The organism is Pseudomonas sp. zfem003, from assembly GCF_032621675.1.
In the GTDB taxonomy this organism is placed as follows: Bacteria; Pseudomonadota; Gammaproteobacteria; order Pseudomonadales; family Pseudomonadaceae; genus Metapseudomonas; species Metapseudomonas otitidis.
On record NZ_JAVYJG010000001.1, the window covers coordinates 264,970 to 280,212 of the forward strand.

Genomic DNA, 15,243 nt, shown 5'->3' on the forward strand with positions numbered 1-15,243 from the left:
GTCGGCGTCCGGTCGGCAATCGACCGGGCACGGACGCAGGGCCGTCCCTTGCTATCGGCGCTAGCACGTTCTTCTTAAGCGATTTATCAGCCGTTTATGTGCAGGCGTTCAGGTATTTTCTGAAAACACCGTGTACCCGCCCATCCAGCCGACGCACGCGGAGCCCTCCCCGCTCCGCGTGCCCTGCTGCCGTTACAGCATCTCCAGCCTGGCCATCAGGTCCTCCAGCCGTGCGGCCTTCTCCTCGGTGACGACGCTGCCTTCCAGCGATTCGATGTAGCTCGCCAGCTCCTCCACCGTGCTGCACTCGAACATGGCCCGCAGGGGCACGTTGCGTTGCAGGGTCTTCTGCACGCGTGAGGCGATCTGGGTGGCGAGCAGGGAGTGGCCGCCGAGTTCGAAGAAGTTGTCGCGCACGCCGACCCGTTCGACCTTGAGCACATCGGCCCAGATGCCGGCCAGGGTGGTTTCCAGCTCGTTGCGCGGGGCCAGGTGGTCTTGGGCCTGCAGCGGGCCGAATTCCAGGGGCGGCAGGGCCTTGCGGTCGAGCTTGCCGTTGGCGTTCAGCGGCAGGCGCTCGAGCACGAGCCAGTGCAGCGGCACCATGTAGTCCGGCAGGTCGCCGCGCAGCTGCTGCTTGATGGCTTCGAACCAGGCGCCCTCTTCCGCCAGGCGGCTGGCCGGCGAGGCGGCGTTGGCGAAGCGCGTGGCATCGCTGGGCACCAGGTAGCCCACCAGGTACTTGCCGGTGGGGCCTTCCTGCACGCTGACGGCGGCGTCGCGCACGTCCTGCCGTTCGAACAGGCGGGCTTCGATCTCGCCCAGCTCGATGCGGTAGCCACGGATCTTCACCTGGTGGTCGACACGGCCGACGTATTCCAGCACGCCGTCGGCGCGGCGGCGGGCCAGGTCGCCGGTGCGGTACAGGCGTTCGCCCGGCGCGCCGAAGGGGTTGGGCACGAAGGCCTGGGCGGTGCGCAGCGGGTCGCCGACGTAGCCACGGCCGACGCCGGTGCCGGCGACGCAGAGTTCGCCCACGGCGCCCAGGGGCGCCAGCTCGAAGGCGTCGTCCAGCAGGTACAGGCGGTTGTTGTCGGTGGGGCTGCCGATGGGCAGGTAGGTGCCCTCGGTGGAGGCGGCGTCGACTCGGAAGAAGGCCACATCGTCCGAGCATTCCGCCGGGCCGTAGGCGTTGACCAGCCCCACCTGCGGGTAGCGCTCCAGCCACTGGCGCGCCAGCTCCGGCGGCATGGCCTCGCCGGTGGGCAGCATCCAGCGCAGGGTGCCGAGCACGGCGCGTTCCTCGGCGAGCATGCCCTGGATCAGCGAGGGCACGCTCTCCAGCACCGTGATGCCGCGCTCGCGCACATGGGCCAGCAACGCCTGCGGGTCGTGGGCGATGGCGTTGGGGACGATCTCGGTGCAGCCACCGAACAGCGGCGCGGCGAGGAACTGCCACACCGAGATGTCGAAGCTCTGCGAGGCCGTCTGGGCAATCAAGTCCGCCTCGCTCAGGTCGAGGTACGGCACCTTGCTCAACTGGTTGTTGAGCATGCCGGCCTGCTCGACCATCACGCCCTTGGGCAAGCCGGTGGAGCCGGAGGTGTAGATGACGTAGGCGAGGTTCTCCGGGCCGCTGTGGATGCCCGGGTCCTGCTCCGGCCAGGCGCCTTGCAGCACGTCCTCCCACACCAGCAGGCGCGGACGCTGGCCGCAGCCGAGCTCCTCCAGCAGCAGCATGGCCTGGTCGCGGCAGGCTCGGGTGGCCACCAGCGCCGGGGCGCGACTGAGTTCGAGGATGCGCGTCAGGCGCGGGGTGGGCAGCGCCGGGTCCAGCGGCAGGTAGCCGGCGCCGGCCTTGAAGGTGCCGACCATCATGCCCAGCAGGTCGAGCCCGCGCTCGCCCAGCAACGCCACCGGCTGGTCGAGGCCGACACCGGCGGTGCCCAGGGCATGGCCCAGGCGGTTGGCGTGGCGGTTCAGCTCGGCGTAGCTCCACTGGCGGTCGAGGCAACGGGCGGCGATGCGCTGCGGGTGCGCGGCGACGCGGGCCTCGAACAGGCGCACGTAGCCCTGCTCCAGCGGGTAGTCGCGGGCACTGTCGTTGACGCCGTTGAGCAGCAGCTCGCGCTCGGCATCCCCCAGCAGCGGCAGCGCGCTCATGTCGGCCTCGATGTGCTCGCCCAGGGCCAGCAGCAGGCGCTTGAACTCGCCCAGCAGGCGGTCGATGGTCGCCTCCTCGAAGTAGCGCCGGTCGTAGGACAGGTGCAGGCCCAGGTCGTCCCCCGGGTAGCAGACCACGGTGAGCGGGAAGTTGGTGTGGGTGCGGCCGGAATCCGAGCTGGCCGAGAGGCTCTGCGCCCGGTCCAGCACCGCGACTTCCACCGGCGCGTTCTCGAACACGAAGAGGCTGTCGAACAGCGGCTGGCCCTTGGGCAGCTCGCTGCATTCCTGGATGGCCACCAGCGGCAGGTACTCGTGCTCGCGCAGCTCCAGGTTGCTGGCCAGCAGCCCCTGCAGCCAGTCACGCACGCTCAGGCGCTGGCCCGGTGCGGGCAGCTTCACCCGCAGGGCGATGCTGTTGATGAACAGGCCGACGGTGCGCTGCATCTCCGGCATGCCCACCGGGCGCCCGGCCACGGTGACGCCGAAGACCAGGTCGCGCTCGCCGCTGTAGCGCGCCAGCACCAGGGCCCAGGCCGCCTGGGCCAGGGTGTTGACGGTGAGCTGGTGACGCTGCGCCAGTTCCCGCAGGCGGGCGCCATCGGCGGCGTCCAGGCGGGTGATGCGGTCGCCCACCTGCATGCCGCCGCTGTCGTTGGCGTGCTCGCGGAGGATCGGCCGGTCGCTCGGCAGGTGGGTGGTGCGCTCGAAGCCGGCCAGGTTGCCCTGCCACCAGGCGCGGGCCTGGCCCAGGTCCTGGCGCTGCAGCCAGCCGATGTAGTCGCGGTAGCGCGGCGCCAACGGCAGCTGCGGCTCGCGGCCCTCGCCCAGGGCGGCGTAGACCTCGAAGAAGTCGCTCATCAGCAGGCCACGGCACCAGGCGTCGATGAGGATGTGGTGGTTGCTCATCATGAACCAGTAGCGCGCCTCGCCCAGGCGGATCAGGCGCAGGTGGAAGGGCGGCTGGTGCAGCAGGTCGAAGCCGGCCTCGCGCTCGGTGCGGTGCAGCGCCTGCAGGCGTTCCTCGTGGCCGTCCTCGGGCAGGTCGCTCCAGTCCAGCACGTCCACCTCGGTGGCGCCGGGCTTGTGGATCACCTGCAGCATGGTTTCGCCGGCGTTCCACACGAAGGACGCCCGCAGCGCCTCGTGCCGCGCCACCACGGCGCGCCAGGCGCGGGTGAAGCGCTCCACGTCCAGCGCGCTGTTGATGCGGTAGCGGTCCTGCATGTAGTAGATGCCGGTGCCCGGCTCCAGCAGGGTGTGCAGCAGCAGGCCTTCCTGCATGGGCGTAAGCGGGTAGATGTCGTCGATGGCGGCGGCCGGCACCGGCAACTGGTCGATCTGCTCCTGGCTCAGGTGCGCCAGGGGGAAGTCCGACGGCGTCGGGCCACCGGCGCCCTCCTCCAGGCAATGGGCGATGAGCGCCTGCAGCTCGGCGATGAAGGCCTCGCCGAGGCCCTGCACCGTAGCGCGGTCGTAGCGCGCCTGGCTGTAGGTCCAGTTGAGCAGCAGCTCGCCGCCGAACACCTGGCCGTCCACGCTCAGCCAGTTGGGCAGCGTGGCGTCGGCGTCGTGGGCCGGGCCGGCGCTTTCCTCCAGCGGGCGCAGCAGCGCGCCCTCGGCGAAGTTGCCGTCGAACTGGCCCAGGTAGTTGAAGGTGATGCGCGCCGGCGGCAGCGCCGCCATGGCGGCGCGGGTGGCCGGGTCGGCCAGGTGGCGCAGCACGCCGTAACCCAGGCCCTTGTGGGGCACCTGGCGCAGCTGTTCCTTGATCGCCTTGACGGCCGCGCCGAGCCCCTCGGCCGGTGCCAGGCGCAGCGCGTAGGCGCTGGTGAACCAGCCGACGGTGCGGCTGAGGTCGATGTCGTCGAACAGCGGCTCACGGCCGTGGCCTTCCAGTTGCACCAACATCGAATCACGCGCGGCCCAGCGGCACAGCACGCGGGCCAGGGCGGTGAGCAGCAGGTCGTCGACGCGGGTGCGGTAGGCGGCGGGCGCCTGTTGCAGCAGCTGGCGGGTGCGCTCGGCATCCAGGCGCAGGGTGATGCGCTGGGCGTCGCGCTCCAGGTCCTGCTCGGCCTCGCGGTCGCAGGGCAGCGGCGCGTCGTCGCCGCCCAGTTGCGCCTGCCACCAGGGCAGTTCTTCGCGCAGGGGCTCGCTGCCGGCATAGGCCGCCAGGCGTTCGCCCCAGGCCTTGAAGGCGCTGGTGCGCGCCGGCAGCGCCAGGGGTTGCCCGGCCTGCAGTTGGCGATAGCCGGCTTGCAGGTCGTCCAGCAGCACGCGCCAGGAGACGCCGTCCACCACCAGGTGGTGGATGGCCAGCAGCAGCTTCTGGCGCCCGTCCGGACCTTCCAGCAGCAAGGCGCGCAGCAGCGGGCCGTTGGCCAGGTCGAGGCTGCGCTGGGAGTCGGCCAGCAGGGTTGCGGTCTCGGTGGAATCAGCGACCTGCGCCTGCCACAGCAGGCCGTCGGCCTCGCTGGTGGGGGCGCGGTGTTCGGCGTGCCAGGTGTCGCCGTCACGGGTGAAGGACAGGCGCAGGGCGTCGTGGTGCTGCACCAGACTCTGCAGGGCCTGCTCCAGATGGGCCACATCCAGGCGTTCGCCGGCTTCCAGCAGCAGCGACTGGTTCCAGTGGCCGACGTTTTCCGGCGCCTGCTGGAAGAACCAGTGCTGGATGGGCGTCAGCGGCATGCTGCCGGTCACCGGGCCCTGGTCCACCTGGGTCAGCGCCTCGCGGCGGGCGACGGCAGCCAGGGTCTGCACCGTCTGGTGCTGGAACAGGTCGCGCGGGCTGAAGTGGATGCCCTGCTGGCGGGCACGGCTGACCACCTGGATGGAGAGGATGGAGTCGCCACCCAGCTCGAAGAAGTTGTCGGCCAGGCCCACCTGCTCGACGTTGAGCACCTCGCGCCAGATGGCCGCCAGGCTCTGCTCCAGCTCGCTGGTCGGTGCCAGGTACTGCTGGCGGTTGTGCTCCGGGTCCGGCACGGGCAACGCGCGGCGGTCGAGCTTGCCGTTGGGGGTCAGCGGCAGGCTGTCGAGCAGCACCAGGTGCGCGGGCACCATGTGTTCCGGCAACTGGGCACGCAGGTGCGCCTTGAGGGTTTCGCGCAGCGCCTGTTGCGCATCGGCGCCCTCTTCCGCCGCGGCACAGGCCACGTAGCCGGCCAGCTGCTTGCCGCTGGGGCTGTCCAGGGCCAGCACCACGGTTTCGCGCACCGCCGGGTGTTCCAGCAGGCGCGCTTCGATCTCGCCCAGCTCGATGCGGAAGCCGCGTACCTTCACCTGCTGGTCGATGCGGCCGAGGTACTCCAGCTGGCCGTCGTCGCGCTGGCGCACCAGATCGCCCGTGCGGTACAGGCGCCCGCCATCGGTGGCGAAGGGGTTGGGCACGAAGCGTTCGGCGGTGAGACCGGGGCGCTGATGGTAGCCACGGGCAAGGCCGGCGCCGCCGACATAGAGCTCGCCGATGGCACCGGGCGGCACCAGGGCGAGATCAGCGTCGAGGATGCAGGCCACCCGCGCGCCGACCATGCGGCCGATGGGCACGCTGGCGGCGCCCTCCTCCAGCTGCGCCGGGGCCAGGGCGGCCAGGGGCATCACCACCGTCTCGGTGGGGCCGTAGGCGTTGAAGAAGGCCTGGGGCGCGAAGCCCGCGCGGATGCGTTGCAGGTGCTCGGCGGTCAGCGCCTCGCCCCCGGTGATGACCAGCCGCACCGGCAGGGTTTCACCCCGCGCGCCGAGCCACTGCGCCAGTTGGCTGCCGTAGCTGGGGGTGAAGCCGAGGATGGTCACGCCCTGCTCGCGGATGAGCTGGCAGATGTCCTCGGCGCCCCATTGGCCCTGGGCCCGCAGCACCAGGCGCGCGCCGCACAGCAGCGGCGTCAGCAGGCGCTCGCTGGCGGCGTCGAAGTTGATGGAATAGAAGTGCAGCTCGCAGTCGTCGGCGCGCATGCCGAAGCGGCGGATCACCGCCTGGCAGTGCATGGCGATTTCGCCGTGGCTGACCGCCACGCCCTTGGGCTTGCCGGTAGAGCCGGAGGTGTAGATGAGGTACGCCTGGTGCTGCGGCCGCGCGAGGTCCACCGGCGCGCTGGCGGGGTAAGCGGCCAGCGCGGCCTCGTCCTCGTCCAGGCACCAGCGGCCGACGCCGGCCGGCAGCTCGCCGAGGGTGTCGAACAGCGCGGCCTGGCCCAGCAGCAGGACGATGCCGCTGTCCTCGATCATGTAGTGCAGGCGTTCGGTGGGGTATTCCGGGTCCAGCGGCACGTAGGCGCCGCCGGCCTTGAGGATGGCCAGCAGGCCGACCACCATGGCCGCCGAACGCTCCAGGGCCAGGCCGACGCGCACCTCGGGGCCGACGCCGCGCTCGCGCAGCAGGTGGGCCAGGCGGTTGGCGCGGGCGTCCAGGGTGGCGTAGTCGAGGGTTTCCCCGGCGAAGGTCAGGGCCGGCGCTCTGGGCGTGCGCGCGGCCTGCGCGGCGAACAGCCGATGGATGCAGCCGTCGAGGCGGTGCTCGCCGGGCTCCTCGCCCAGGCTTTCGAGCTGCGCCAGGCGCTCATCGTCACTCAGCAGCGGCAGCTCCGCCAGACGCCGCTCGGGGTCGCCCAGCAAGGCTTCCAGCAAGGTGCACAGGTGCGCGGCCATGCGCGCGATGCGCGGTTCCTCGAACAGGTCGGAGCTGTAGGTGAAGCAGCAGCCGAGGCGATGGTCGAGGTCGGTGACCTCCAGGTTGAGGTCGAACTTGGTGGCGCGGGCGTCGTTGGCGATGTACTCGACCTTCATCCCCGCCAGCTCGCGGGTCTGCTGGAACTCCCAGCGCTGCACGTTGCACATCACCTGGAACAGCGGGTTGTAGGCACTGCTGCGCGGCGGCTGCAGGGCCTCGACGAGCTGGTCGAAGGGCAGGTCCTGGTGCGACTGGCCCTCGATCACGGTGTGGCGCACCTGCTCCAGCAGCGCGGCGACGCTCATCTGCCCGTCGAGCTGGCAACGCAGCACCTGGGTGTTGAGGAAGGCGCCGATCAGCCCTTCGCTTTCCGGGCGGATGCGGTTGGCCACCGGCGCGCCGATGCGCAGGTCCTGCTGGCCGCTGTAGCGGTGCAGCAGCACGGCCAGAGTTGCGGTCATGGTCATGAACAGGGTCAGGCCGTTGGCCGCGTTGAAGGCGCGCAAGCGCTCGGCCAGTGCGGCCGGCAGGTCGAAGCGGTACAGTTCGCCCCGGTGGCTCTGGGCCGGCGGGCGTGGGCGGTCCGTCGGCAGCTCCAGCAGCGGGTGCTCGTGGCCCAGCTGGGCCGTCCAGTAGTCCAGCTGACGCTGGCGCTCGCCGCCTTCCAGCCACTGGCGCTGCCAGGCGCTGTAGTCGAGGTACTGCACCGGCAAGGGCGCCAGGGGCGATTCGCGGTCGTCGAGGAAGGCCTCGTAGAGCGCGCCCAGTTCGCGGGCGAAGATGTCCATCGCCCAGCCTTCGGTGACGATGTGGTGCAGGGTCACCACCAGGTGGTGCTCGCGCTCGCCGCCCTTGACCATCACCACCCGCAGCAGCGGGCCGGTCTCCAGGTCGAAGGGCCGGTGGGCCTCGTCATCGGCCAGCGCCTGCAGGCGGGCCTGGCGGGTGTCGGCATCCAGGGCGGAGAAATCCTCCCAGCCCATCACCAGGGACGATTGCTCGGCCACCTGCTGGCGCGGCACGCCGTTCTCGCTGGGGAAGGTGGTGCGCAGGGTCTCGTGGCGCTGCACCAGGGCCTGCAAGGCGGCCTCGAAGCGGGCCACGTCCAGCGGGCCGCTGAGGCGCGCCAGGCCGCCGACGTTGTAGGCGGGGCTGTCCGGCTCCAGCTGCCAGAGGAACCACATGCGCTGCTGGGAATAGGACAGCGGCACCGGGCGGCTGCGGTCGACGCGGGCGATCATGCCCTGGCTGTCCACCTGGCCGCTGGCCTGGATGCGCGCCACTTCGGCGCAGAAGCCTTCCAGGGTGCTGGCCTCGAACAGCGCGCGCAGCGGCAGTTCGACGTCGCAGGCCTGGCGGGTGCGGGAGACGATCTGGGTGGCCAGCAGCGAGTGGCCGCCCAGGGCGAAGAAGTCGTCGTCCAGGCCGATGCGCTGGATGCCCAGCACCTCGCGCCAGATGGCGGCGACCCGTTGCTCCAGCTCAGTGGCCGGCTCGCGGTGCTCGGCCTGCTGCCAGGCGGGTTCGGGCAACGCGCGGCGGTCCAGCTTGCCGCTGGGGCCGACGGGCAGCGCCTCCAGGCGCATCAGCTGCGCTGGCACCATGTACTCCGGCAGCTCGTCACGCAGGGCCTGCAGCAGGCGCTCGGTCTGCCGGGTTTCATCCTCGGCGGCGCCGTTGGCGCAGTAGTAGCCCACCAGGCGCGGGCCGCCGGGGCCGTCGCGCAGCACCACCACGGCCTGGCCGACACCGGGCAGGGCCAGCAGGCGCGCGCGGATCTCCTCGGGCTCGACGCGGAAGCCACGCAGCTTGACCTGGCTGTCGAGGCGGCCGAGGTAGTCCAGCGCGCCGTCGGTGCCCCAGCGCGCGCGGTCACCGGTGCGGTAAAGACGCGCCCCCGGCTCGCCGAAGGGGTCCGGCACGAAGCGTTCGGCGGTGAGCGCCGCGCGGCCCAGGTAGCCCCGGGCGAGGCCCGCGCCGCCGATGCACAGCTCGCCGGACACGCCGACCGGCAGGGCCGAGAGCTCGGCATCCAGCACATGGCAGAGCACGTTGCCCAGGGGCTGGCCGATGGGCGAGCGCTCGCCGTCTTCGACGCGGCATTGCCAGTGGGTGACGTTGATGGCGGTTTCGGTGGGGCCGTAGCGGTTGTCCAGGCGCACCGCCGGCAGGCGCTCCAGCACCCGGTCGCGCAGGGCGGCGGGCAGCGTCTCGCCACCGGAGAACAGGCGGCGCAGGGAGGTGCATTCGCTGACAACCGCCTCCTCGATGAACAGCTGCAGCAGCGGCGGCACGAAGTGCAGCGTGGTCACGCCGTGCTCGCGCACCAATTGCACCAGGCGGCGCGGGTCGCGGTGCTCGCCGGGCGCGGCCAAGACCAGGCGCGCTTCGGTGATCAGCGGCCAGAAGCATTCCCAGACGGAAACGTCGAAGCTCACCGGTGCCTTTTGCAGCAGCACGTCGCTGGCGTCCAGGCGGTACTGCGCCTGCATCCAGGCCAGACGCTCGGCCAGGGCGGCGTGGGTGTTGCCGACGCCCTTGGGCTGGCCGGTGGAGCCGGAGGTGTAGATGACGTAGGCGAGGTTGTCGCCTTGCACGGCGGCGGTCGGTGGGCTGTCGGGCCAGTCGCCCTCCTCCCGGTCCAGCTCGATGACGCGGGCGCCCTCATGAATCGGCAGGCGCTCGATCTGGTGAGACTGGGTCAGCAGCAGGCGCGCGCCGCAGTCCTGCAGCATGTAGGCGAGGCGTTCGCGGGGGTAGTCCACGTCCAGCGGCACATAGGCGCCGCCGGCCTTGATGATGGCCAGCAGGCCCACCAGCAGCTCCGGCGAGCGCTCGGCAGCGATGGCCACCGGCACGTCGGGGCCGACGCCCAGGGCTTGCAGGCGATGGGCCAGGCGGTTGGCGCGGCGGTGCAGCGTGGCGCTGTCCAGTTGCCCTTCGGCCCACTGGAGAACGATGCGCTGCGGGTCGGCGGCAGCCTGCCGTTCCAGCAGCTCGGGCAGCCAGCGGCTGGCGACGGGCTGTGGCGCGCGCGCCCAGCCGGCCAGTTGGCTGCGCTCGGCCTCGTCCAGCAACTGGATATCGCCCAGGGCCCGCTCAGGTTGCTCGACCACCTGTCGCAGCAGGCTGACGAAGCGCTCGGCCAGGCGGCGCACGCTGCCGGCGTCGAACAGTTCGGTGGCATAGTCGAAGGCCAGGGTCAGGCGGCCACGGGCGTCTTCCTCGCTGTGCAGTTGCAGGTCGAACTTGGCCTCGCGGCTGTGCCAGGGCAGCTCATCGGCGAGCAGGCCCGGCAGGCGGCGCAGCGCGGAGAGGTCGCGCTGCTGGTGGTTGAACATGACCTGGAACGGCTCGCCGCCGAGGGCGTCCACCAGGCGGTCGAAGGGCAGGTCCTGGTGCGCCTGGGCACCGAGGGTGGCCTCGCGGGCCTGGGCCAGCAATGCGCTGAAGGTGTGGCGGCCGTCGAGCTGGCTACGCAGTACCAGGGTGTTGATGAAGAAGCCGACCAGGCCCTGGGTTTCCAGGCGCTGGCGGTTGGCGCCGGGCACGCCGACGCGGATGTCCGCCTGTCCGCTGAGGCGGAACAGCAGGCCCTGGAAAGCCGCCAGCAGCACCATGAACAGGGTGGAATGCTCGGCCTGGGCCAGCGCGCGCAGGGCCTTGGCCAGGTCGTCATCCAGGCGCAGGCTGTGGCGCGCGGCGGCGTGGCTGCGCTGGGCGGTGCGCGGGCGGTCGGTGGGCAGTTGCAGGGCCGGGGCCTCGTCGCCCAGTTGCTCGCGCCACCAGGCCAGCTGGCGTTCGGCCTCGCCGTCGGCCAGCCACTGGCGCTGCCAGGCGGCGAAGTCGGCGTAGCCCAGGGGCAAGGGCGCCAGGTCCGCCGCCGGGCCACCGCAGGCGGCGCCGTAGAGGCGGGAGAACTCGTCCAGCAGCAGGTTCAGCGACCAGCCGTCAGCGACGATGTGGTGCAGGGTCAGCCACAGCTGGTGCTGCTCATCGTCCAGGCGCACCAGGGTCAGTCGCAGCAGCGGGCCCTGCTCCAGGTCGAAGGGCGCCTGGGCTTCCTCTTCGCGCAGCTGGGCGGCGCGGGCATCGCGTTCGGCGCCGTCGAGGTGGCTGAGGTCGAGGCGCGAGAGGCTCAGTTCCTGGGACGGCAGGATGCGTTGCAGGGCGACGCCGTCCCGTTCGAGGAAGCGCGTGCGCAGCGCCTCATGGCGCTGCACCAGTTGCTGGAAGCTGCGCAGCACGGCGCCTTCGTCCAGCTCGCCCCGCAGGCGCAGGCCGCCGGGGATGTTGTAGGCGGCGCCTTGCGGGTCCAGCTGCCAGAGGAACCAGAGGCGGTTCTGCGCGGGGGATTGCGGCAGGTCCTGGTTGCGCGGCAGGCGCGGGATGGCGCCCTGGCGCGGCGCACCGCTGGCCTGTTGGGCCTGCACGGCGGCGGTGAATTCAGCCAGGGAGCGGGCCTCGAAGAGCTGGCGCAATTCCAGCTCCAGGCCCAGTTCGTCGCGCAGGCGCGCCATCACCTGGGCGGCGCCGATGGAGTTGCCGCCGAGCAGGAAGAAGCTGTCGTCGGCGTTCACCACCGGCACCTGCAACTGCTCGGCCCAGAGGGCGGCGATGCGCTGTTGCAGCTCGCCGGCGGCTTCGGCCGGGGCGCTGGATGCAGCGCTGGAGTCGATGGCGGGGAAGCAGGCGTAGGCGTCGAGGCTGCCGTCTTCCAGGCCGCTGCGGCAGGCGGAGCGTTGCAGCTTGCCGCTGGAGGTCTTGGGCAGCGCGCCGGGGTTGAGCAGCACCACCACGCGCGGCGCCTCCTGGCAGGCCTCGGCCACGGCCTGGCGGATCATGCGGATCAGGGTTTCCGGCGCATGGGCCTTCTGCACGCTGCGGCCGATCTCCACGGCGATGCCGATGCCCTCCTCGCCGTCCTGTTCCACGGCGAAGGCGGCGACGCGGCCCTTGCGCACCAGCTCGACCTCGGTCTCGACGGTGCGCTCGATGTCCTGCGGGTAGAGGTTGTGCCCCCGGACGATGAGCATGTCCTTGAGGCGGCCGCTGACGAACAGCTCGCCGTCGCGCTTGAAGCCCAGGTCGCCGGTGCGCAGCCAGCTGGTGCCGTCGCGGTCGACGAAGGCCTTGGCGGTGGCTTCCGGGTTGCGCCAGTAGCCGTGGGCGATGCTCGGGCCGCTGGCCCAGATCTCGCCCACCTGGTTCTCGCCGAGCGCGGCGCCGCTCGCCGGCTCGACGATCATCACGGCGTGCTCGGGCTGGCCGAAACCGCAGCTCAGCAGCAGGCTGTCGGCGCCCGGCTCGATGCGGTTCTGCGCCAGCGCGGCGCCGTCCACGCCGAGGGCGGGAATGCCCTGGCCGCGCACGCCGCCGGTGACGAACAGGGTCGCCTCGGCCAGGCCGTAGCAGGCGAGGAAGCTGGCGGCGGAGAAGCCGCAGGCGGCGAACTGGCCGGCGAAGCGTTCGAGGCTGTCCTGGCGGATCGGCTCGGAGCCGGAGAAGGCCACGCGCCAGCCGCTGAGGTCCAGCCGCGCCAGGGCCGCGGCGCTGACCCGCTCGCAACACAGGCGGTAGGCGAAGTCGGGGCCGCCGCTGACGGTGCCGCCGTACTGGGCGATGGCCTCCAGCCAGCGCACCGGGCGTTCGAGGAAGTAGCGCGGCGACATGAGCACGCAGGGCACGCCGCTGAAGATGGGTTGCAGCAGGCCGCCGATCAGGCCCATGTCGTGGTAGAGCGGCAGCCAGCTGACGATCACATCGTCCGCGCCGATGCCGAAGCCGCGGCGGATCAACAGCTCGTTGGCCACCAGGTTGCCGTGGCTCACCTGCACGCCCTTGGGCAGCGAGGTGGAGCCGGAGGTGTATTGCAGGAAGGCGATGTCGTCGGCGGCCAGCACCGGCTCGCACCAGGCGTCGGCCAGTTCGTCCTGCAGGTCCTCGACGCAGAGCAGCGCCGGGCCGGCAGTGCCCAGGTCGGTGCTCAGCTGCTGCAGGGGTTCGCGCAGGGCGGCGCTGGTCAGCACCAGGGCCGGCTCGGCGTCGTCTATGATCGACAGCAAGCGCAGCTGGTGATGGCGGCGTACGGACTCCGGCGGGTAGGCCGGCACGGCGATGACGCCGGCGTAGAGGCAGCCGAAGAACGCCGCGACGTAATCGGGGCCGCTGTCGAACAGCAGCACCGCGCGGTCACCGAACTCCGCTTCCGCCTGCAGGGCAGCGGCGATCACCCGGGCGCGCCGATCCAGCTCCCGGTAGCTGATGACCACGCCGTCGCCCTCGCCTTCGAGAAAGCGCAAGGCGAGGCGTTCCGGCTGTTCGGCAGCGCGGCGCTGCAGGGCCTGGACCAGGGTGCTGGGGAGTTCGAAGGCGTCCATCATGTTGTCGTCCTGCCTGATGCGGCTTGAATTCGGGGTTCGTTGAAACGAAGGGGCGCGCCCGGCACGACGGCCGCGCCGGGCGGCTCAGCCGGCCGCCAGCGGAACCTGGCGCGACGTGCGGGCGCGCAGGCGCAGCAGGTGCTGCTCGGCGTAGCGCTTGAGGGTGCGCAGCACGGCGGCTTCCTGTTGCTGGAGGAAGAAGTGGTGCCCCTCGAACAGGTCGAGGGAGAAGCCGGTGGCGGTCTCGTCCTGCCAGTCCAGCAGCTCATCCACACGCAACTCGTCGGCCTTGCCGCCGAGCACGTGGATGGGCGCCTGCAACGGCTCGCGCCGGCGGTAGGCGTAGCTGCCGGCGACGAGGAAGTCGGCGCGCAGGATAGGCAGCGTCAGGCGCAGCAGCTCCTCGTTGGCCAGGGCCTCCTCGGGGGTGCCCTGGAGGCTGCGCAGCCTGGCGATCAGCTCGGCGTCGCTCTTGGCGTCGCGGTAGTCATCGACATTGCGCCGGGCCGGGCCGGCGGTGGCCGAGGGGAACAGCGCCAGGGGCTCGGGCAGCCCCTTCTCGCGCAGGGCGTGGGCCAGCTCGAAGGCGAGCAGCCCGCCCAGGCTGTGGCCGAACAGCGCGTAGGGCTGCTGCACCTGGGGCGCAACCTCACGGGCGAGCTGAGCCACCAGCGTGTCGAGGCGGGTGTGCAGCGGCTCGTCCATGCGCATGCCGCGCCCCGGCAGCTCCAGCGGCTGCACCACCAGCCAGGCGGGCAGGATGCGCCGCCAGCGGTTGTAGGCCATGGCGCTGGCGCCGGAATACGGCAGGCAGAACAGGCGCAGACTGATCGGCGCGCTCACCTCAGGCCACCCCTTCGGCCTGTTCCATCTGCTTGCGCAGGCTCAGGGGGCGCATGTCGGTCCAGTGCTCCTCGATGTACGCCAGGCACTCCTGCTTCAGCCCGCTCTTGCCGGCGGCGCGCCAGCCGGCGGGAATGGCCTTGTAGTCCGGCCAGATCGAGTACTGCTCCTCGTGGTTGATGACCACCTGGAACACCACGTCATCACGATCGAACACCATGTCTGTCTCCTCATGCGGGTTGGGCCGGGCGACCTGCCCGTGCTTGCACTGAGGAGTACGGATGGCGAACGGGAATAATTAGCGGTCCGGTGTGGGCCCTCCGGCCCCGGCGAGGCGTCGCCAGCGATTACGGCGAGGGGCCGGCTCCTGTAGGCCAGTCCTACAGCCCTTCCTACTCCTCAAGTCCCCGCGCACATTCTTTTTTCACAACCGCCGTCCCGGTTCCGTCATGTCGCCGCAACGCACCGGAAACCTCGGTGTGATCTGCTTCCTCTCGACAGGAATTGCTTATCTGTCGCATTTGACAATGATTATCACTAGTCATAATTTGTTACCCCGCTGAACGGGAGCCCACAGGTAACCGGGCCCTATGCCTACCCATGCGCAAGGTGATTTCCATGACGGATCAACTCTCAACAAGCCGGCTTGATTCCCCACTTCTGCAGGTCTTCATCGACAATCGCTCCATCCTGGTGAAGATCGCGATGCGGGTGACCGGCTGCCGGACCCGGGCCGAAGACGTGGTGCAGGACGCCTTCTTCCGCCTCCAGTCGGCGCCGAGGATCACCAGTTCGATCAAGGCCCAGCTCAGCTACCTGTTCCAGATCGTGCGCAACCTGGCCATCGACCACTACCGCAAGCAGGCCCTGGAACAGCGCTATGCCGGCACCGAGGAAGAAGGCCTCAACGTGGTGGTGATGCAAGGCGCCTCGCCCGAGGCTTCGCACATCAACTACGCCACCCTGGAACACATCGCCGACGCCCTCGGTGAGCTGCCGGCCCGTACCCGCTACGCCTTCGAGATGTACCGCCTGCACGGCGTGCCGCAGAAGGACATCGCCAAGGAGCTGGGCGTCTCGCCGACCCTGGTCAACTTCATGATCCGCGACGCCCTGGTTCACTGCCGCAAGGTGACCCGCGCACAGAACGACGCCGAACAACCCGAACGCATCGCCTGACCCTCC

The 15,243-nt window shown here is 70.9% G+C and carries 4 protein-coding genes; 1 reads left to right on the top strand and 3 read right to left on the bottom strand.

Annotation, left to right across the window (positions count from 1 at the left end):
• Window positions 1-192: 192 nt before the first annotated feature.
• The 3 genes from RTK35_RS01275 to RTK35_RS01285 all read right to left on the bottom strand — a co-directional run bounded on the left by RTK35_RS01275 (window position 193) and on the right by RTK35_RS01285 (window position 14,278).
• Window positions 193-13,215, bottom strand: a complete 13,023-nt coding sequence (locus RTK35_RS01275) for a non-ribosomal peptide synthase/polyketide synthase (RefSeq protein ID WP_316907174.1) — start codon at window positions 13,213-13,215, stop codon at window positions 193-195.
• An 84-nt stretch (window positions 13,216-13,299) separates the two neighbouring features.
• Window positions 13,300-14,058 carry a thioesterase II family protein gene (locus RTK35_RS01280; protein WP_142009623.1) on the bottom strand — a complete coding sequence of 253 codons (759 nt, stop codon included), beginning with the start codon at window positions 14,056-14,058 and terminating at the stop codon, window positions 13,300-13,302.
• 1 nt (window position 14,059) lies between these two features.
• Window positions 14,060-14,278, bottom strand: a complete 219-nt coding sequence (locus RTK35_RS01285) for an MbtH family protein (RefSeq protein ID WP_044404743.1) — start codon at window positions 14,276-14,278, stop codon at window positions 14,060-14,062.
• Between the two features lie 398 nt (window positions 14,279-14,676).
• Here RTK35_RS01285 and RTK35_RS01290 point away from each other — a divergent pair, with 398 nt between their 5' ends.
• Window positions 14,677-15,237, top strand: a complete 561-nt coding sequence (locus RTK35_RS01290) for an RNA polymerase factor sigma-70 (protein ID WP_160481110.1) — start codon at window positions 14,677-14,679, stop codon at window positions 15,235-15,237.
• The last annotated feature ends 6 nt before the right edge of the window (window positions 15,238-15,243 follow it).

Coding starts and splice junctions, on each gene's coding strand:
- RTK35_RS01275 (WP_316907174.1), bottom strand. CDS start 13,215: ATGATGGACGCCTTCGAACTCCCCAGCACCCTGGTCCAGGCCCTGCAG.
- RTK35_RS01285 (WP_044404743.1), bottom strand. CDS start 14,278: ATGGTGTTCGATCGTGATGACGTGGTGTTCCAGGTGGTCATCAACCAC.
- RTK35_RS01290 (WP_160481110.1), top strand. CDS start 14,677: ATGACGGATCAACTCTCAACAAGCCGGCTTGATTCCCCACTTCTGCAG.